Below are 19,146 nucleotides of genomic sequence, written 5' to 3'. Positions count from 1 at the left end.
ATTCCCTCCAAGTATAAGGTAGTAGTCCGGTTGAGACTGGCTGTCGGGGGTTGTCCCTGTCTTTGGGTCCTCCTTTCGAAAGCGATTACAAACACTTGCACTTCCATTTTAAAATTGAAGAGGAATAAAATGTATGAACTTAAATTACCATTCTTGGTACTTTCATGACAGAGTGCGGCGATTCATGCTCGCAACCGGAGGGGAATTTGCAGGAGGCCGAAAATTCAAGTATGCTTTTTTCCAAGACGGATTAACTTCAACCGACAAGGAGCAGCTATGATACGATTCGGCATTATCGGCACCAATTGGATTACGGATTCCTTTCTGCAAGCTGCGCAAGAGGCGGACGGCTTCGCGCTGACCGCCGTCTACTCCCGGACCGCGCAGCGTGCGCAGGAATTCTCGGACAAGTACGGCGCAGCCCGCGTGTACACGAATATAGAGGAAATGGCCGCAAGCGGGGAAATCGACGCCGTCTACATCGCCAGCCCGAACTCGCTCCATGCCGAGCACGCCAAAGCGTGTATGAAGCACGGCGTTCATGTGCTGTGCGAGAAGCCGATCGCTTCGAATAGCGCGGAGCTGAAAGAAATGGTCGCCGTCGCCCGCGAGCATGGCGTCGTGCTGATGGAGGCGATGAAATCGACGCTGCAGCCGAATTTCGGCGCGGTTCGGGACAACCTGCACCGGATCGGCAAAGTGCGGCGGTATGTATCCAGCTTCTGCCAATATTCTTCCCGTTATGATGCCTACAAGCAGGGAACAGTTCTGAATGCGTTTAACCCTTCGTTCTCGAACGGAGCGCTCATGGATTTGGGGATTTATTGCCTTTATCCGCTGGTCGTCCTGTTCGGCAAGCCCGATCGGATTCACGCCAATGCCGTCATGCTCGGTTCCGGAGTGGACGGCGGCGGGAGCCTGCTGCTTGCGTATCCGGAGATGGAAGCGGTCATTCATTATTCGAAAATGACAAACTCGTCGCTCCCTTCCGAAATTCAAGGAGAAGACGGCGTGATGACGATCGCCAAAATCAGCATGCTGGAGTCGGTGGAAATTCGCGGCAGGGACGGCAGCCTGACTGACGTTACGAGAGAACAAGAGGCTAATACGATGGTATACGAGGTTAACGAATTCATCGGCCTGATCCGCCAAGGCCGGACGGAGTCCGCTATCAACTCCCACGACCATTCGTTGTGGACGATGGAAATTATGGACGAAGCCCGGAAGCAAATAGGGCTCGTTTACCCGGCGGATGCGAAGTACCGGTAACGAAACGGTAGCGCAGATTCCGGCTTACTTGCAGGCAAGGAGCGGCGTCCGCCCCGCCGGCCCGCCGCCGGCCATCCTAATAAAAGAAGGAAATACGGGTGCGACAGCATCAAGGAGCCGAAGGGCGCAAGCCTCCGGCTTCTTTTATTGCCACGGCATTCAACTTTACAGAAGGAAGGGTCACGGACCGCAAGAGAGCCCTGCGGCCCGGATTCTGTTTCCGTTCTGGAATAAAAAGGGGCGCGGCATCGGATACTAAGGAGCAGCCCCCAATAACAGCCGCTCGTGACGCTCCGCCCGAAGCCCGGACTGACGATGATCGCGGAAGCCCGTTCCTGATTCCGGCAGCGCCAAGCCCCGATAGCGTGGTCGGGGCCGCGATTTCTCATAGGATAGCCGGCTCGCAATTTTTGCTTGACGTTCTGTCCGCCCTCGTGCATACTTGCTTTCAGTTACAACTAGAACGGTGGAGAACTGAGATGAATCGGCATTCCCTATATATGGAATTTGGACGCAAAGAATGGGCGGCGCTTCGCGATCACACGCCTCTTCCGCTCACGAGGGAAGAGTTTGAAAGCTTAAAGGGGTTAAACGATCAGATTCCGTTTGAAGAGGCGGAGCAGATTTACCATCCGATTACCCGGCTGATCAATCTGCACGTCGCAGCCTCCCAGCAGCTGTATCGGTCGACCGTGTCGTTCACGGGCAGCCGCGAGGCGAAGACGCCCTTCATTATCGGCATCGCGGGCAGCGTGGCGGTCGGCAAAAGCACGGCAGCCCGTCTGCTTCAGCTGCTGCTTTCCCGTTGGACGAACCACCGCCATGTCGACCTGGTGACGACCGACGGATTCCTGCACCCAAACCGGATTTTGCTGGAGCGGGATATGATGAAGAAGAAGGGATTTCCGGAAAGCTACGACATCAAGCGGCTGCTGCAGTTTTTGACGGAAGTGAAGGCGGGCAAACCGGAGGTAGCCGCTCCGGTCTACTCCCATCTCGTCTACGATGTCATTCCCGACCAGCTGCAGATTGTGCGCAATCCGGATATTTTGATCGTAGAGGGCATTAACGTGCTTCAGGTCAGCAAGGAGGCGCGCGTGTTCGTCAGCGATTTTTTCGACTTCTCCATCTACCTGGACGCCGAAGAGCGGGATATCGAGCGCTGGTACATCGAACGGTTCCGGATGCTGCGCGACTCGGCATTTCGCAACCCCCAATCGTATTTTCACCGGTATGCGACGTTGACGGAAGAGGAAACGGTTCGGACGGCAACGCAAATCTGGAATGAAATCAATGCGGTCAATCTGCGCGAAAACATTTTGCCGTCCAAAGGACGAGCCCGCCTGCTGCTGCAAAAAGGCTTGAACCACGAAATCCGCAAAGTGCTGCTGCGCAAATAAACGGGACCACCACCGGGCTGCCGCTCGGCGGTCCGGAAGACGACGCGCGACCCTGCTTCGGGCGCGACTTCTTCAGACCTGCTTGGCATGCGTCGCTTTGCACGAGCGGGCGCTGGTCCTCGAAAAAACGGCAAAGCGGCTGGGAGCCGGATCGCGGTTTTCGCGCTTCTTCGGCGGCAAATGGCAGGGAAGAACGGAAGCAAGCGCCTCGCGGACCGGGATCGGGCCGAAGCGGCGTTTTTCGTTGTTTCCCCCTTCGGTAATTAACTTTTGAAAAGTAAGTGGGAATGTGATACAGTAGGAAATGAAATATAATAATACCTATCGGAAAGGTGTGTAAAAAAATGAGCTTGCCGGAAGTCGTTTCTACTGTAACCGAGGACGTTCAAGCGCATCGGAAGTCGGAATTTGCATTGTCCCCTCTGTTTTTGAATCGCTGGTCCCCGCGCGCCTTTACCGATCGGAAGGTATCGGATGAGGACCTCCATGCGATTCTGGAAGCGGCACATTGGGCGCCTTCTTCCTTCAACGATCAGCCGTGGCGGTTCATTGTGGCCAAGACGGAGGAGCAATTGAACGTATTCCGCGGTTTTCTTGGAGATTTCAATAAATTGTGGGCGTCCAGCGCGCCAGTTCTTGTGGTCATCGCTTCGGATAAGCAGCGGGAAAACGGCGATCCGAACGGAGCCCATGCGTTCGACAGCGGCACCGCCTGGGGATACTTGGCTTTGCAGGCGACATTGAAGGGAATCGCATCGCATGCGATCGGCGGCTTCGATCGGCAAGCGGCCCGCGAAGCGCTGAACGTTCCCGACCATTACGAGCTTCATGCCGTTATTGCCATCGGTTACCGGGGCGACAAAAACGAGCTGCCGGAAGGGATTCGCGAACGCGAAGTGCCCAATGGCCGCAAGCCGCTCAGCGAGGTCGTATTCGAAGGCCGGATTGGCTCCTGAGGCAACTAACGACTATACAAAGAAACCTCCATCGCCCCTTGTTGCGGGATGGAGGTTTTTTGCCGTTCATCAGGCTTCAGGCAAGCGGGAATTGCAGCGCGTTCCATTCGCGCAGCTCCAGCGTGCGCGCGCCTTCGGCGACAACCGGATCGGCTTCGGCCAGCGCTTGGGCTTCTTCGGCGGAGTCGGCGCGGTAGATGACCATGCCGCCCTTTTTGTCGGCGAACGGACCGGCCATGACGACTTTGTTTTCTTTGTACAGCTTGTCCAAATAATCGAGATGGGCGGGACGCACCTTGGCGTTCAGTTCGGCGTCGATAATCGTCAGCAAAGCGGCATACAGCATAGCGGATCGGACTCCTTTCGGTATGGAGCGGGCGCTCGGGGACTGCACCCGCAAAGTTTCCCTCTTGCATTGTACCCTTTAGCGCCGCGGATGAAAAGGGCCAAATCGCGCGCGGGACATGGCTTCGAGTGGCTTTTGGCGCTCGTCGCTCGACGGCCCGCACAATCCGGTATCAGTTACCAGCCGTATCCGTGCGGACGCCCTGCGTCTCCGCAAACGGCCCAGGCGCGGCCGCGCCGACGGCAGGCATAGCTCTGGCAAGCTGGGTCCGGTTTTTCAGACCGAATTTGCGCAGCATGGCGTTGACGTGTTTTTTCACGGCGGCGACGCTCATATAAAGCCCGGCGGCAATCTCCGCATTGGTCTTCCCCTGCACGAGCCACTCCGCCACTTCCCGCTCGCGAGGAGTCAGCGTGGCGGAAGCGGCCGATAGCGGACCAAGTTCTCGCGATGCCGTGCCGGAATCCGGCCCGGCATTGCGCGCAGGGAGGCGGTCGGCGCCGCCGGAGGCAACGGCAGCAGGTTGTGTACCGGCCATAGCGGAAGGGAGCATATCTTCAAATGCGAATCTGTCCGCAGTCTGTCCGACAGCCCGGTCCAGGAAGCCCGTCATGCCGCCATCGCGAGTGTCCAGCCCGTAACACGGCGACTGCAAGGCGGTGTCCCCATAATCGTCATGCTCCGCGCCGGGCACAGGCTCGAAGCCCAGACTCGCAAAGGCTTGCGCATAATACGGAGACGGAGGGACCGAGGAGACAAGCAGCTTGCCGGACAAAATGTGGTCCAGCTTGAGCCGCACCAGATCGGAGCGCAGCTCCTCCTTCTCGGGATCGGCTGCGTCGGCCGCATAGAGGAACAACCCGGGACTCGCTTCCGGCGGGACGGCCAGGGCGGCAAGCCGTTCGGCGGGAAGCGAGCGGAAGTAGGCGCGGGATACCGGAGCCTCGGCGAGATAAGGCAGCGTGCCGGCGTGAATCGGCAGCATGGCCGCCAAGCCGGCGATCTCGCCCGCTGGACTGCGGAGCAGAAGCAGGGAGCGCCCGCCGCCGAGACGGACAAGCTCCCGCACGTTCACCGCGAGCAGCGGCAGCGCGCTGTGACGGGCGGGCAGAAGGAAGCGGAACAGCTCGCCGGTCTCGGGATCGGAGCAGCGGACGACGCTGTCGCGTTCATCGAGAGCCCGACGGCGGATGTATGCTTCGACCTCTGCTAGATGAGACGTTCCCGCGGCTTCCCAGTAGTTGCGGGAGGCCCGCGAGTGGCGGAAATGCGCGCGTAGAATCGGATTGCCGATCTGGCCGAGCAGCTCGGCCGCTTCCTCTCCCGGCGCCCGCCCGACCCGCAGCGCCTCGGCGATCCGCTCGCGCAGCAGGCTTACGGCTTTGCGTCCGTCCCGCTCGAAACGATCGGGAAACCGTTCGCGGAAGGCCCGGCGCACCGCTTCTCGAGCCAGCTCGTGCAGCCGCCAGCCGTGGGCGGCGCGTTCGACGAAGGACAGTCCGATCAACCGCTCGAACAGGGCGAGCGGGATGTCGCGGCGGGAAAGGGCCGCCAAATTTTCCAGACGGAACGTGCGCGGAATCGATGCGGTCATCACCAGCTCCCGCAGCTCGTCGTCCGGAGCTTCCTGCAGCCATTCGCGCACAAGCTCCTCGAACCGTTCGCCCGGCCGCTCCTGCTCCTTTGGCAGCGCGGCTCTGCCGGATGCGGCAAAGCCGTCTGCAGCCAGCGATAGCGACAGCGGATGACCGAATGTCCGGCTCCACAGCCGGTCCGCAGACGTCTCGTCGGTTATGCCGCGAGCGGCCAAATAAGCTCGGGCTTCCTCGTAGCTCCACTCGGTCAGCGGCAAGGCGATGATCAGCTTTCTCCAGGCGGGGGAGCGGCTCCAAGGTCCTTGCAATGGGAAACGCCCGGCAATGACGATCAGGATGTGCGTATGCAAAGAGGGCAGCAGCGTATCCCGCAGCCAGCCGTCCAGATGGCCGGCTTCCTCGTAGTGGTCCAGAGCGAGCACGACATCTCCTGCCGCCGCCATCCCGTTGAGCGAGCCCGCGCACGAAAGAGCCGCCTCCGTGCCTTCCTGCTCCAGCTCCGCCGGCTGCGTCAGCGAGAGGGCGCCGCTGCCGGAGCGAGCGTTCGGCAGACTGCCGGTCTGCATTTGCCGTAGGATCAGCGAGTTGAGCCGCCCGGGGCTCCCCGCCGCCTGGCGGACATCGACGTATACGCAGGCGGCTCCCCGCTCGGCGGCGAGCGAGGCGAACCGCTGGAGCAGAGCGGTTTTGCCCATGCCGACCGTCCCGTGTACGTTTAGGATACGCTCCATCCGTTCGGCAAGGCGGTCCAGCAGCTCTTCGAAAAAGCGCAGCTCGAAGCTGCGGCCGGTAAAATCGCCGCCGCGCAGCGATTCCAGCCGGTCGCCCAACGTCGGAAACGTTGCTTTCCCGTCCATGGCATCCATGTCGATCCCTCCTTGATCCGCTTCGCGGTTTCTTTTTTGCAAGCTTTAATCGCTGGTCGGGGTGTTGTCCATATTCCGCTTGAGTAGACGATATTTTATATCCCAAAGTATACTACCGGTTTAACCTTGTGGGTAGTACCGCCTCCGGTTCATGCCATGGTACTTTATCCGTATCGCAAAGGAGAGGGGAATGGGGCATGAAGACGAATGAGACGACGGCAGCGGGCACCGGGGAAAATCTACGGAATACACAGGGGGGCGTACGGAACTCAGTGCCGACGCTCGCGGACGAGGCGTGGAGGGAGCGGCTGCTGGAGCCGGATCGGATAACCGGCTCGGAAATTTTGCTGCGCTCGCTGCTGCTCGAGGGCGTGGAATGCGTATTCGGCTACCCGGGCGGAGCCGTCCTGTATATTTACGATGCGATGCACGACAATCCGGGCTTTAGGCATGTGTTGACCCGCCATGAGCAGGGGGCGATTCACGCCGCCGACGGATACGCCCGATCGACCGGCAAAACCGGCGTATGCCTGGCCACGTCCGGGCCCGGAGCGACGAATCTGGTCACCGGCATCGCCACGGCTCATATGGATTCGGTTCCGCTTGTTGTCATTACGGGCAATGTCGCCACAACGCTCATCGGCACCGATTCGTTCCAGGAGGCCGATATCGTCGGCATTACTCAGCCGATCACGAAGCACAGCTACAGCGTAAGACGCGTGGAGGAGCTGGCCCGGACGATCCGGGAAGCGTTCTATATCGCCTCGACCGGCCGAAAAGGACCGGTGCTGATCGATATCCCGAAGGATGTGTCCGCCGAATTCACCGAATTCCGCTATCCGGACAAGGTCGTCATCCCCGGCTATACGGCTTCGCAGGACAAGGCTATCCTGCTGCCGCAGGTGCAGGCGCTAGTCGAAGCCGTCGGGGCCGCTCGCCGGCCACTGCTGCTGGCGGGCGCGGGCGTCGTGGCGGCGGATGCGAGCGGGGAGCTGCTCGCCTTCGCGGAGGCGGCGCGCATCCCGGTGGCGACTACACTGCTCGGGCTGGGCGGCTTCCCGAGCGGGCATCCGCTGTGGCTCGGCATGCCCGGCATGCACGGCACGGTCGCGGCCAACCGGGCGCTGCTCGAATGCGATCTGCTGATCGCGGCGGGCGCGCGCTTCGACGACCGCGTGACGATGCGGCTGGACGGCTTCGCCCCGCAGGCGGCGATCGCCCATATCGACATCGACGCGGCCGAGCTGGGGAAGCTCGTCCCGACGGCGATTGCCGTGCAGGCGGACGCGCAGGCTGCGTTGCGCGCCGCCTATGCCCTGCTGCTGCGCGAGCAGGAGCGCCAATCCGGCGAGCGTGGCCTGGAAGCGGCGGGAGCGTCCGAGCCGGATACCGGCTCGCCGTCTCCGGAACATCCGGCGTCCTCCGCCCGAGAGGCCTGGCTGGAGCGTGTCGACGGGTGGAAACGGGAGCATCCGCTGAGGTACGACGACACCGAATACCCGCTCAAGCCGCAGTCCGTCGTCGAGCTTCTGTCCGCTACGACGGACGGAGAGGCGATCGTCACGACAGACGTCGGCCAGCATCAGATGTGGACGGCGCAGTATTACCGTTTCAAGCGTCCGCGTTCGATTGTGACTTCCGGAGGGCTTGGCACGATGGGCTTCGGATTTCCCGCGGCGATCGGCGCGCAGGTCGGCAACCCGGACCGGCTGGTCGTCTCGATCAACGGGGACGGAGGCATGCAGATGTGCTCGCAGGAGCTGGCCCTATGCGCCATCCACCACATTCCGCTCAAGATTGTCGTCATGAACAACGGCACGCTCGGCATGATCAAGCAGTGGCAAGAGCTGATTTACGACCGGCGGTACAGCCATATCGATCTGTCCGGCAGTCCGGACTTCGTCAAGCTGGCTGAGGCGTACGGCATCAAGGGGCTGCGGGCGGACAACAAAACCGATGCGGCGCGGGTATGGCGGGAAGCGCTCGATACGCCGGGGCCGGTGCTGATCGATTTTATCGTGTCGCGCGACGAACTGGTGTACCCGATGGTGCCGCAAGGAAAAACGTTAAGCGATATGATCGTAGGAGGTGCGGGCGCGTATGAAGCGTAGCCTGTCGATATTGGCGCAAAATCACCCGGGGGTGCTTCAGCGCATAGCCGGTTTGTTCGGACGGAGGAATTTCAATATGGAGAGCATCACCGTGGGAGGCTCCGAGCGCGAAGGCTTGTCCCGGATCACGATTACAGTCGACGGCGACGAACGCACGATTGAACAGATGAATAGGCAGCTCGGGAAGCTGATCGATGTCGTTGAAGTGGAATGCCTGGAGGGGCGGGCCGTGCTGGCGCGCGAATTGATGCTCGTCAAGCTGCGTCCGGAGAGCCGGACGAGAGCCGACATTCTTGCAATCGCGGAGAAGTTCGGCTGCGCGGCCGTGGTGGATGCCGGGGCCGGCTCTGTCGTCATCCAGGTAGTCGGGGAGGCCGAGCGCAACGATGCGCTGCTCCGTCTGCTGCGGCCTTACGGGATAGCGGGGCTAGGAAGGACGGGGGAGACGGCTATTCCGCAAGGAGACTGAGGGCCGTGCGGTTCGGGAGCGATCCGGAAGCGGCAGGAAGCACCGCCTTTTGAAATCGGGCTCCGTCCGCCGGAAGAATGCGTCGGTCTGGCCGCCGAATGTGGTAGTATAGACTTATTAAGAAGCTATGCTCACTACATCGATCCGGAGGTGTTGCGCTTGACCGGAAGGCACGACGACGAGAAACGGCTGCTGGAGCGGGCGGCCGTGCGCGAATTCATCCGACTGTACAACGGGCGGCACGACGTCAAGCTGCGGCTCTTGTACCAGCACGACCGGCCGGACGCGATTTTGCAGGACTCGCGCGGGGGCAAGCTCGGCGTGGAGATCACCCATCTGTTCTACGACGCCGCGGAAGCGAAGGCGCTGCTCGGGCGACCCGACGGAACGATCGCCGGCCCGGTTTCGCTGGCCCATCTGATCGCCCAACTGAACGAGCTGATCAAGCGCAAGGAATCGAAGAAGCAGGCGTACGATCCTTCCTATCCGATTTCCCTGCTCATCCGCAACGCTTCTCCGACGTTCAAGCTGAGCGAGATTTGGGCGGCGCGGGAACATATTTACGAGCCGAATGACGTTTTCATCGATACGTGGTTTTTGACCCGGGACGGAACGAAGGAATGGAAGCTGGTCAACCTCGACGATCTGCATGCTTCGGAGTACCGGTGAAAGCTGTCTGAAAACGGCTTGAGGCCCGGCTTTGTGCGACTCTCCGGCCCGAGGCGCGAGGAAACCGGTTTGAGCGCGACGAACAAGCGTGGTATACTTGCTTCCGACACGGTAAGGAAGCCGCATGCTCCTCCGATAACGAGGGAACGACGTGCGGCCGATGACAAACGGAGGAATACAAGATGTCCGCACAAGGGTTAACCTGGGAACAAGTCGCCGCATGGCGTTACGACCGGCAGGGCCTGCTGCGCCGAGCCGACAAGGCAGACTGGCCGGAACTGGCCCGTCGGGTCGGAGGCTTGCATGCGCGCTCGCTCGCGGCCGCGGAGCTGGCCGTATGGGCAAGAGCCGAAGAGGTCAAGGCCGGAGATATGAACAAAGCGATCGGCGAGGAACGTTCGCTCGCCAAGACATGGGCGATGCAGGGGGAACCGTATTTGTTCGCCGCGGTAGAATTGCCGCTGATCCTGTCCGCCTTGAGGGAAAGCGCTCCGGACTACTTCCGGAAGCCTTCCTGGCTAGGCGCGCGAGGCATTACGCTCCGCCAGCTCGATCTGCTGACCGAGGGTGTCGGCGCGGTGCTCGGAGAAGAGCCGCAGACGCCGGAGCGGCTTGCCGATGCCGTTGCCCGCCATACCGGCCAAGAGAGCCTGCGCGGTCTGCTGCTGACGGGCTGGAGCGAGCTGCTGCGGCCTGCTGCCAGCCTCGGCCTGCTTTGCTTCGGTCCGAACGAAGGGGAAAGCGTAACGTTCGTACGGCCGGATCAATGGATCAAGCGGTGGATCGAGCATTCGGAGAAGACGGAGTCCGCCTTGTTGGGCGCACTGCGACGGTACGTCGCTTGCAGCGGCCCGGCGACCTTCGAGGACTTCGGCCGCTGGTGGGACATGGAAGCGGGCAAGGTGAAGAAGCTGTTCCGCTTGCTTGAGGAAGAAATCGTCTCCGTTCCCATCGAAGGCCGGGAAGGGCTGGCGCTGCGTAAGACCGTCGAGGAGATTCGCTCGGCGGCCATTCCCGAAGGGACGGTGCGGCTGCTGCCGCAGTTCGATCCTTATACGGTTTCGCTGGCGCAGCGTTCGACGTCCGTGCTGGCCGAAACGTACAAATCGCGCGTATACGGCAGCCAGGGCTGGGTCAATCCGGTCGTCGCCGTAGGCGGCAAGTTCGCCGGAACATGGGCGACGGAGGAGAAGCAAGGCCGGGTCGAGCTGAAGGTGGAATGGTTCGAGCCGTCCAAGGTACGTCCTCCGGTGAGGGCGGCGTTGGAGGAAGAAGCGGCAAGATTGGTCGAATACTACGAATCCGAGCTGATATTGAGGTGCTGATCATGGAAACCATTACGAGTGCGGAGCAGTTCCGCGAATTAACCGGACAAGACAAAGTGACGATCGTCAAATATTACACGACCTGGTGCCCGGATTGCAAAAACCTCGACCGTTTCATCGGCGGAGTCATCGGCGATCATGCGGACAAGGAATGGGTGGCCATGGATGCGGAGCAGTTCCCGGAGATCGCCGAGGAGAACGAAGTGCGCGGCATTCCGAGCCTGCTCGCCTACCGCAACGGACAGAAAATCGGCCATTTGCACAGCAAATTCGCCAAAACGCCGGATCAGATCCGGGACTATTTGAATTCGCTGCCGCAAGCCTAAACCGATACCGAGCAAGACACGATCCGGGAAGCCGTCCGTTAGAGAGGGCGGCCCGGGTTTTCTTTTTTTTCGCGGAAAAGCTATGTTTGATCAAAAGTAACTTAGTAAACAAAAGTTTACTACTTCCTAAATAGAAGTAGTGAATTTATAATAGGGGTTACAGGAACACTATGCTGCGACAAAGTCGAAGGAGGAATAAGGAAAATGAATCGGTTGAATACCCCATTTTCATACAAAAACCTGGAGCTCCGCAATCGTATCGTCATGCCCCCGATGTGCCAATACTCGGTCGTGGCGAAGGACGGCAAACCGACCGACTGGCATCTGGTGCATTATGCGTCCCGAGCGGTCGGAGGCAGCGGACTTGTCATCATCGAGATGACCGACATCGAGCCGGACGGCCGCATATCCGATTACGATCTCGGCATCTGGTCGGATGACCATGTTCCGGCATTTGCCCGGGTCGTCAGCGCTGTACAGGCGCACGGCGCCAAGGTGGGCATTCAGATCGCCCATGCCGGCCGGAAGGCGCAGGATGCCGAGGTGCCCGTGGCGCCGTCCGTCGTGCCGGCCGAATCGGGTCTGAAGACGCCGCGCGCTTTGACGACGGAAGAGACGAAGGCGATGGTCGGCAAATTCCGCGATGGCGTCCGCCGCGCAGTCGAAGCGGGCGTGGACACGATCGAGCTTCACGGGGCTCACGGTTACTTGATCCATCAATTTCACTCTCCTTCGTTCAATCGCAGAGAAGACGAGTACGGCAAAGACTTGTCCCTATTCGGGGTAGAGGTTATACGCGCGGCGAAAAGCGTGATGCCGCCCGAAATGCCGCTCCTGATGCGGATGTCCGCCATTGAATATATAGACGCCGGCTACGGCCTCGATCATTCGCTGGAGATCGCCCGCCATTACCGGGAAGCCGGCGTCGATGTATTCCACGTCTCGACCGGAGGCGAAGGCCCCGCCGGCAAGCGCAAGCCGGGCAATTACGCCGGCTACCAGGTGCCTTACGCCCGAGCGTTCAAGGAGGCGCTGGACGTTCCGGTTATCGCCGTCGGCTTGCTCGACAACCCCGCCTTGGCCGATGCTACGGTCGCCAACGGGGATGCCGATCTCGTCGGCGTGGCGCGCGGCATGCTGCGGGATCCGTATTGGGCGATTCATGCGATCCGCGAGGTGGCCGGCAAAGAAAGCGCCCCGGTGCCTGTGCAATACGGTCGTGGCTTCTGATCGTTCCGGCGGACCGGACCGGATGCAATTCGTACGAGCGGATGGTACAATAGCGGGAAGGATGGACCAACCGAAGCGCTGTCTGTCGGATTGCAGGAGGGATATCGGGTGAACGAGACGGGCAATACCGATTACGAAGCGCTCCGCAGCCTTGCACAGGAGCTGGAAACGGAAAGGCTCCGCGGGGAACTGCTGCGGCTGGCGGACGGACTGGAGCGCAGGGAAGCGGCCGGGCGGGAAAACGCCGAACGGCTGCAGGCCGAGATCGAGCGGCTGAAGCTGGAGCTGCGCAAGCTGCGTATGGCGCAAGCCGATGTCATGTCGAGTCGGCTGCGAGACGCTTTGAGGGAGTAAACCTCGACAGACGAATCAACGTCAAACGACCCCGGCGAAAAATCGCCGGGGTCTGTCTGTCTCGGCTTAGGCCGAAATCACCTTTTTGTTCATGTTTTGCATCACTCCTTTCCTAAGGTAGTTCTAGCATAACCGATAGCCGGCGGGCCATGCCATGGAACGTTTGGTTATAACGAATTTGGGTTCGCCCGCCCTTGATCGCCCGCATTTTTGCCGCTCTCGGTTTTCCCGCCTCTCCGTCCTCGAACCTTTTTCCGCAGCGCGATGACGGCGAGCAAAATCAGCGGGAGCGCGAGTCCCGGTACGGAGGCGTACGGCGTCCAGATCATCCCGGCGAATTGATTGCCGTAGACGATATTCGGGTAGACGATCGAGGCATAGACGACGATCAGAAAGCCCAGAGGCAGCACAACCGTTTTGTAGCTTTTCAGCTTTAGCACCTGCGCGATGCCAAGCGCGGAAACGTGAAAGCATACCGTCGTCTTGTAGAAAATCGTCAAAAACCATGTGATCGCCAGCAGCGCCTCGATCCGCTGCAAAAACTGGCCGATATTGATCTGCTTGGTCAAGGCGAAGCTCGGATAAATGTTCCGCACGGTCAAATACGGGCCAAGCACCGCAATGGTCATAAACGTGATGACGATGATCAGCAGCCCGCCGATCGCGCCGCCGATCATAAAGGCTCGGCCTCTGCGCCTGCCTCCGTCCACATTCGGGTAGAGCATCAGGAACAATACCAACTCCAGAAACGGGATGCCGAGCAGAGGAAGCGTCCCTTTCAACACCGGAGACATTCCATCCTTTATGACCGGCAACAAGTTTTGTCCATTCAGCTGCGGCAGCACGAACAGGCTCAAGACGATAACGAACAGCAGCACCCACGGCAGGAACACCTCGGCTGACCGGGCCAGCGTCTCCAGACCATACCGGGATGCCAAAATGACGAGCAAGATAAAGACGATATGGATGGCTTCGACCGGGGTTTCCGGCATAATTTGCGTGGCCATGAAGTCGCCGATATAGCGTATCATGAAGACGGTCAGGAAAAACGCGTGCAGGACGAACAGGATGGACACCAGCGTTCCGATCCATTTACCGAGCAGCAGCTTGAACGATTCCACCAGCAGGGGCGACGGCAGCTCTTTGCCGACCAGGTGAAGCAGCCCGATAATCGCCAGCCCTTCCACGACGCCGATGATGGCGGACAGCCAAGCGTCCTGCTTGGCATGTATGGCAATCGCCGCCGGAATGAGTAGAATCGAGCTGCCGATAATGAACATCACGACGAGTATAGTAAATTGCCGTTCCGCGATTCTGCCTTGTTCCACCTCGATTGTCCCCCCTACAATTTCTCCAGCCATTTGCTAAGCGGCATGAACAGGTAGTTGATGCCGTCTACCGGATTCGGAATTTTCACATCTTGCGAATAGGCGATGCAGAGAGCCACCCCCGCAAAGAGCAGGCAGGAGAAGACGACCAGATCCTTATAAAACCGTTTGCGCAGCAAACCCGGCACCTCGAAAGCGCAGACCAGAATAGCCAGAACGAGAATGCCGACAACGGGCCACATGGGACGTCACTCCTTCACTTCTTTGGTCAAGCTGTTCGTAATGGTGCCGATTCTTCGTATCTTGTAATCGGCATGTACGGTAACGGGAAGATCCAAAAACAGCTCGTCCCAGTTCTTGCTCCATTCCTCCCATTGCTTGGGATACGATTTGCGGAAGGTGTCGCCGAAGCCGATAAAGTCGGTTTTAAACCCTTTCTGCGCCTTCGTTATCGTCTTGTTGATAATTCGTTCGATATTCCGGTCGATCTGCTCGTTCGCTTTGGCGATCGCCTCCGGTTTTTGCAGATCGATATCGCAGGCGACTTCGGCGATGTCTCCTTCGAGCTGCAGCGAAATGTCGATGGCGGGCATCCCTTCGTCCGTCAGCACGCCCTTCAGTTTGGTTTTGGAACGGATAACGTCCGTGATCAATCGCCCGCCGTTCGGGCAGCTCAAGTGTCCCGCCGATTCCTTGACATTGCCCTGGATGTAGTTAAAGCCCTTGCTCTCTTCTTCCGTCAGCCAGCCGATCAACTTATCCTTCTTGAAAGCGGCCAGTCCGGTATAGCGCAGCTCCGTTTCGGGAAGGACCCTCTCCACATTCGATACGAACTGGCCTTTGTCCAAGCGGCCGGTCAATTCGATGCCGGTGACGGCGGGGCTTCGTCCTTCCCCGGCAAGCTGGTTCATCAGGTCGTCGAGGAAAATGCCGTGAGTCGGAGCCCAGAATTTGGCCGACGTCTCCAGGGAGCTGAACAAGTTGTTAGCCGGAATTTTCTCAAGCGGCGTCAGTACCGTCAGAATATCCAGGGCGCTGGCCTCTTTGGCGATCGCAATGAAAAAGTCGGTGCGCGTCTCATGGCCGCGAGACAAGAAATCGAGCGCTTCGCTGATCCCGCTCTTCGCCAGCTCTTCGCCGATAATGACCATGCGTAGATGGGACAAATAAATGCGCCGGGGGGCGACGGTCGTCATTTTGCGCAGCGCCTCGAGTATGCTCGTCGACGTTTCCCGATAGACGGTGACCGGCACGCGCATTCCGCCGCCGGATGCCCTCATGGTCACCTGGGCGGGATCGACCACCTGAGCCGAGACGGTGTACAAATCCCCGGTTTTATCGATGCCAAGTCCGACCGTTATGGCCAGCTCATTGAGCTCCCGGCGGCTCCAGCAGCCGGTCAAAGCGAGACAAAGGCAGCATACGAGCGCAGTAGCGGCGGCGCGTCTTAACATGTCGGCATAACTCCCTTGTTGTCGAATAATGTCAAGTTATTTCCGGCTGGAAGGCTTGCGCGGTCCCGAGCTGTGTTCCCGTACTCGGTTGTTCGGGCTCAAAAACCGCGGACGTTTGTGCAGCCGCCAAAATGGAAACCGAATCAGGCTGTCCTTCAGTCCGGCTAACGACAGCGGGGCCATTGGCGCCATGAACGGCACGCCGAAGGAGCGCAGGCTGCACAGGTGCACCACGAGAGCGATCATCCCTACGGAAATACCGAATAAGCCGAATGAAGCGGCCAACATCATGAAAACGAACCTCAGCAGCCGTACGGATAAGGCCAGATCATAAGCGGGAATGACAAAATTCGATATGGCGGTAAGCGAAACGACGATAACCATCGCCGGCGACACGAGTCCGGCCTGCACGGCGGCATCGCCGAGCACAAGCGCGCCGACGATCGAGACGGCTTGCCCGATCGCTCGCGGCATGCGGACTCCGGCCTCGCGCAATATTTCAAAGGTGATCTCCATAATGAGTGCCTCTACGAATGCGGGAAACGGCACGCCCTCGCGCTGCGCGGCCAGGCTGATCAAGAGCTGGGTTGGGATCGCCTCCTGATGGAACGTCGTCAGTGCGATATACAGGGCGGGACCGAGCAAAGCGATCATGAACGAAAACAGCCGCAACAGCCGGATGACGCTAAAATTGAACCGGTTGTAATAGTCTTCGGCCGCCTGGAAAAATTGAATGAACAGCACCGGAGCAAGCAGTACGAACGGTGTGCCGTCCACAAAGATGGCTACCCGTCCTTCCAGCAGATTGGCGGCGATCGTATCCGGCCGCTCCGAGCTGGTCATGGTCGGGAAGACCGAAGTCGCCTCGTCCTGGATCATTTCTTCGATATAGCCGCTCTCCAGAACGGCGTCGATGTCGATCCGGTCGAGCCGGGCGCGGATTTCCTGCACCACGCTGTCCTGGGCAATGCCGTTAAGGAACATGATACCGACATCGGTCTTCGTGATGCGCCCGATTCGTCTCGTCTCCAGCCACAGATTCGTATCTTTGATTTTCCGGCGGACCAGCGCGGCATTCGTGCGCAAATTTTCCGTAAACCCTTCCCGCGGACCGCGCACGACGGTTTCCGTGGACGGCTCGCCGACGGTGCGTTTCTCGCCGCCGATCGTATCGATGGCGATATATTCGTCGCTGTGCTCGAGCAGCATGACCGTTTCCCCCGAGAGGATGGCCATCTCGATATCCGGCACGTTGGTCAGGTTGCGGATATGTCCGGAAGGTATCGGCACGCGCGAAAGCAGTTGGCGCCACTCCGGCGCGGACCGCTCCGCGTCGGGGTCCACTTGGTAGGTCATCTGCAGCAGCGAGTCGACGATTTCGTTGACGGACAAGATGTTGACGATACCGTCCATATATATAATCGCGGCAGGCGTATATCCGGCCGGATCGGGGGCAAGCTCCCGGGTAACCAGGTCACTGCTGTTGCCGAAGGTAAGCCGCAGTCGTTGCAGCTTCTCCGGCAGGCTCAGCTCCTGGAACAGGGGTTCATTGGCTCGTGACATGATTGATTCCACCTGATCATTGGCTTTTACGACCAGTATTGACCAGGCGTATCGATTTATACGCCTTGGGAGGAGACGGCTGACCGGCCGCCATCCGGGCAACGCCCTTTTTCCGGACCGTTCCCATAGTCCTATTGACAGCAAACCGTTGCCGACGTTAAGATAAGAGCTATATTTTTCAAAGGAGGCCGATGAACATGAACCGCGATATTCGCTCGTTGCGCAAGGCGCGCCTGTTTTCCGATTTGTTCAACCGCATATGTCCGTTTTCCGGTTCTCGGTCTGTTCGGGTTATCGTCGCATGATAGCCAGCGCTGTCTGTTGTTTGGCAGGCAGCGGGCTAGCCGATAGATCGCTAGGGAATCCGCCGCGGACATTTGGGGTCCGCGGCTTTTTTGCGTTCATTTTTTCATAATAAGAGAGGTTATTCGACTATGTTTAAGATTGCTAATGATAGTAAAAACCCATATTGCAAGCGGCTGGAGCTGCCGGCTGGACCACTCAGCGTGTATGCTTCGGATGCGCTGTTCGGCTCCTTGGACTACAAGGTGTTCGAGATGGCCAACAACAATCTGCAAATTCCGGAACGGGTTTATATGAGCTACACCCCCGACGTTCATGTCGGCACCGGCACGTGCATCGGTACAACGGCCGTCTGGAACGCCGCGGGAGGATACGTATCCCCGTCGATCGTCGGCTCCGATATCGGCTGCGGCATGCGCGTCCATCTGACACGGCTGCACGCCGAGGAGCTTCGCGACGTCCGGCAGCGCCGCAAGCTGGTGAAGGCGATCGAAGGGTACTTGCCGACCGAGGAACACCGCAGGGGGCACTTCTCGGATATCCGGCTGGAGCATGTCATCCGCAAAGGCTTGCACGGTTTGCCGAATAAATACGTGCCGGACAGCTATACGCCTCGCAAGGCGACTTCGCTGACCCACGTGGAAAGCGCCAAATTCGGCTTCGACGAAAGCCATCTGGACCGCTTTCCCGAGTCGGTGTGGCACCGTTCGCACCGGCAACTGGGCACGCTTGGCAATGGCAATCATTTCGCCGAAATCCAGGAGGTGCAGATCGACGAAAGCAGCCGCGGCGTTGCGGAGGCGTGGGGGCTATTCGACGGTCAGGTCGTCGTAATGATCCACTCGGGCTCGCGGGCCTGGGGCGGCGCCGTCCATCAGCATTGCGGCACGGAAGTGGCCAAGACGATGCGCGCACTCGGCTTGGGAACAGCCGATCCCCGGTTGATCTTCGCCCCGCTCGAGACGGACGCCGGGCAGGCGTACGTCAATCTGCTGTACTCGGCGCTCAACTACGCCGTCGCGAACCGGCATCTAATCGCCTATGGCATCCGCGAGGCGTTCCGCGACGTCTTCGGGACGAAGACCGAGCTGTCCACGCTCTACGATCTGATGCATAACTACGCTTGGGAAGAGGAGCATGACGGCACCGCTTGCTTCGTCCATCGCAAAGGCGCTACGCGGGCGCTTCCTGCCGGTCATCCGGACAATCCGGCACCTTACCGGGAGACGGGCCATCCGGCGCTTATCCCGGGCTCGATGGGCACGGCGTCATACCTGATGGTCGGCGAGCCGGGAGGACGCGACAACTATTATTCGATCTGCCATGGGGCCGGACGTATCCGCTCGCGCAGCGCCACCAAGCGGCTTGTCAGCGTCGAGGAATTCCGGGCTGCGCTCGGGGTAGGCACCGATGCGGAAGTCGTGGTCAACCAGCGGACGCTGGAGTCGATCATCGACGAGTCGCCGCAAGCGTACAAGGATGTCGACCAGATTATCGAGAGCGTCACCGGAGCCGGCCTGGCTCGGGTAGTGGCGAAATGCAAGCCCTTGGCCACGGTCAAAGGCACGTAACGGCCGCCTGC

The 19,146-nt window shown here is 59.7% G+C and carries 17 protein-coding genes; 11 read left to right on the top strand and 6 right to left on the bottom strand.

What is annotated here, in order from left to right:
- Positions 1-276 precede the first annotated feature (276 nt).
- The 3 genes from ABD796_RS29445 to ABD796_RS29435 all read left to right on the top strand — a co-directional run bounded on the left by ABD796_RS29445 (position 277) and on the right by ABD796_RS29435 (position 3,625).
- Positions 277-1,269: a Gfo/Idh/MocA family protein gene (locus ABD796_RS29445; protein WP_344915157.1), complete on the top strand. Its 993-nt coding sequence runs from the start codon at positions 277-279 to the stop codon at positions 1,267-1,269.
- A gap of 479 nt (positions 1,270-1,748) precedes the next feature.
- The gene (coaA, locus tag ABD796_RS29440) at positions 1,749-2,669 is read left to right on the top strand and encodes a type I pantothenate kinase (protein ID WP_344915155.1); all 921 of its coding nucleotides are present in this window, start codon (positions 1,749-1,751) and stop codon (positions 2,667-2,669) included.
- A 344-nt stretch (positions 2,670-3,013) separates the two neighbouring features.
- Positions 3,014-3,625, top strand: coding sequence for a nitroreductase family protein (locus ABD796_RS29435; protein WP_344915153.1), 612 nt, complete (start codon positions 3,014-3,016; stop codon positions 3,623-3,625).
- A 76-nt stretch (positions 3,626-3,701) separates the two neighbouring features.
- Here the strand turns inward: ABD796_RS29435 and ABD796_RS29430 are convergent, their stop codons facing one another.
- Together ABD796_RS29430 and ABD796_RS29425 are read right to left on the bottom strand one after the other, a co-directional pair.
- Entirely contained in the window at positions 3,702-3,971 is a 270-nt protein-coding gene (locus tag ABD796_RS29430; protein ID WP_344915151.1) for a YciI family protein, read from the bottom strand.
- A 172-nt stretch (positions 3,972-4,143) separates the two neighbouring features.
- Positions 4,144-6,432 carry a LuxR C-terminal-related transcriptional regulator gene (locus tag ABD796_RS29425; protein WP_344915149.1) on the bottom strand — a complete coding sequence of 763 codons (2,289 nt, stop codon included), beginning with the start codon at positions 6,430-6,432 and terminating at the stop codon, positions 4,144-4,146.
- 197 nt (positions 6,433-6,629) lie between these two features.
- Between ABD796_RS29425 and ABD796_RS29420 the strand changes: the two genes are divergently transcribed.
- The 7 genes from ABD796_RS29420 to ABD796_RS29390 all read left to right on the top strand — a co-directional run bounded on the left by ABD796_RS29420 (position 6,630) and on the right by ABD796_RS29390 (position 12,916).
- Positions 6,630-8,543 (top strand): thiamine pyrophosphate-dependent enzyme, encoded by a 1,914-nt coding sequence (locus ABD796_RS29420; protein WP_344915147.1) that lies wholly within the window; start codon positions 6,630-6,632, stop codon positions 8,541-8,543.
- Positions 8,533-9,012 (top strand): acetolactate synthase small subunit, encoded by a 480-nt coding sequence (gene ilvN, locus ABD796_RS29415; RefSeq protein ID WP_344915145.1) that lies wholly within the window; start codon positions 8,533-8,535, stop codon positions 9,010-9,012. The genes ABD796_RS29420 and ilvN overlap by 11 nt, the downstream gene beginning before the upstream one ends.
- 159 nt (positions 9,013-9,171) lie before the next feature.
- Positions 9,172-9,681, top strand: coding sequence for a hypothetical protein (locus ABD796_RS29410; protein ID WP_344915143.1), 510 nt, complete (start codon positions 9,172-9,174; stop codon positions 9,679-9,681).
- Between the two features lie 182 nt (positions 9,682-9,863).
- Positions 9,864-11,006, top strand: coding sequence for a winged helix DNA-binding domain-containing protein (locus ABD796_RS29405; protein ID WP_344915141.1), 1,143 nt, complete (start codon positions 9,864-9,866; stop codon positions 11,004-11,006).
- A 2-nt stretch (positions 11,007-11,008) separates the two neighbouring features.
- Entirely contained in the window at positions 11,009-11,332 is a 324-nt protein-coding gene (locus tag ABD796_RS29400) for a thioredoxin family protein (RefSeq protein WP_344915139.1), read from the top strand.
- A 204-nt stretch (positions 11,333-11,536) separates the two neighbouring features.
- A complete protein-coding gene (locus ABD796_RS29395; protein ID WP_344915137.1) occupies positions 11,537-12,562 on the top strand; it encodes an NADH:flavin oxidoreductase/NADH oxidase in 1,026 nt (341 codons plus the stop codon).
- A gap of 108 nt (positions 12,563-12,670) precedes the next feature.
- On the top strand, positions 12,671-12,916 hold the full coding sequence (locus tag ABD796_RS29390; RefSeq protein ID WP_344915135.1) for a hypothetical protein: 246 nt from the start codon (positions 12,671-12,673) through the stop codon (positions 12,914-12,916).
- A gap of 167 nt (positions 12,917-13,083) precedes the next feature.
- Here the strand turns inward: ABD796_RS29390 and ABD796_RS29385 are convergent, their stop codons facing one another.
- Genes ABD796_RS29385 through ABD796_RS29370 form a run of 4 tightly spaced genes read right to left on the bottom strand, consistent with a single transcriptional unit; the run spans position 13,084 to position 17,261 of the window.
- On the bottom strand, positions 13,084-14,244 hold the full coding sequence (locus ABD796_RS29385; RefSeq protein WP_344915133.1) for a GerAB/ArcD/ProY family transporter: 1,161 nt from the start codon (positions 14,242-14,244) through the stop codon (positions 13,084-13,086).
- A 14-nt stretch (positions 14,245-14,258) separates the two neighbouring features.
- Positions 14,259-14,486 carry a hypothetical protein gene (locus ABD796_RS29380; RefSeq protein ID WP_344915131.1) on the bottom strand — a complete coding sequence of 76 codons (228 nt, stop codon included), beginning with the start codon at positions 14,484-14,486 and terminating at the stop codon, positions 14,259-14,261.
- 6 nt (positions 14,487-14,492) lie between these two features.
- Complete coding sequence (locus ABD796_RS29375) at positions 14,493-15,698, bottom strand: Ger(x)C family spore germination protein (protein WP_344915129.1); 1,206 nt, start codon at positions 15,696-15,698, stop codon at positions 14,493-14,495.
- Positions 15,699-15,734: 36 nt separating this feature from the next.
- A complete protein-coding gene (locus ABD796_RS29370; RefSeq protein ID WP_344915127.1) occupies positions 15,735-17,261 on the bottom strand; it encodes a spore germination protein in 1,527 nt (508 codons plus the stop codon).
- A 434-nt stretch (positions 17,262-17,695) separates the two neighbouring features.
- Between ABD796_RS29370 and ABD796_RS29365 the strand changes: the two genes are divergently transcribed.
- On the top strand, positions 17,696-19,135 hold the full coding sequence (locus ABD796_RS29365; protein WP_344915125.1) for an RtcB family protein: 1,440 nt from the start codon (positions 17,696-17,698) through the stop codon (positions 19,133-19,135).
- Positions 19,136-19,146 lie beyond the last annotated feature (11 nt).

This window comes from Paenibacillus hodogayensis, from assembly GCF_039536325.1.
In the GTDB taxonomy this organism is placed as follows: domain Bacteria; phylum Bacillota; class Bacilli; order Paenibacillales; family NBRC-103111; genus Paenibacillus_AB; species Paenibacillus_AB hodogayensis.
The sequence above is the reverse complement of the archived record's forward strand: the minus strand, read 5'-3'. Positions and strand labels throughout refer to the sequence as shown.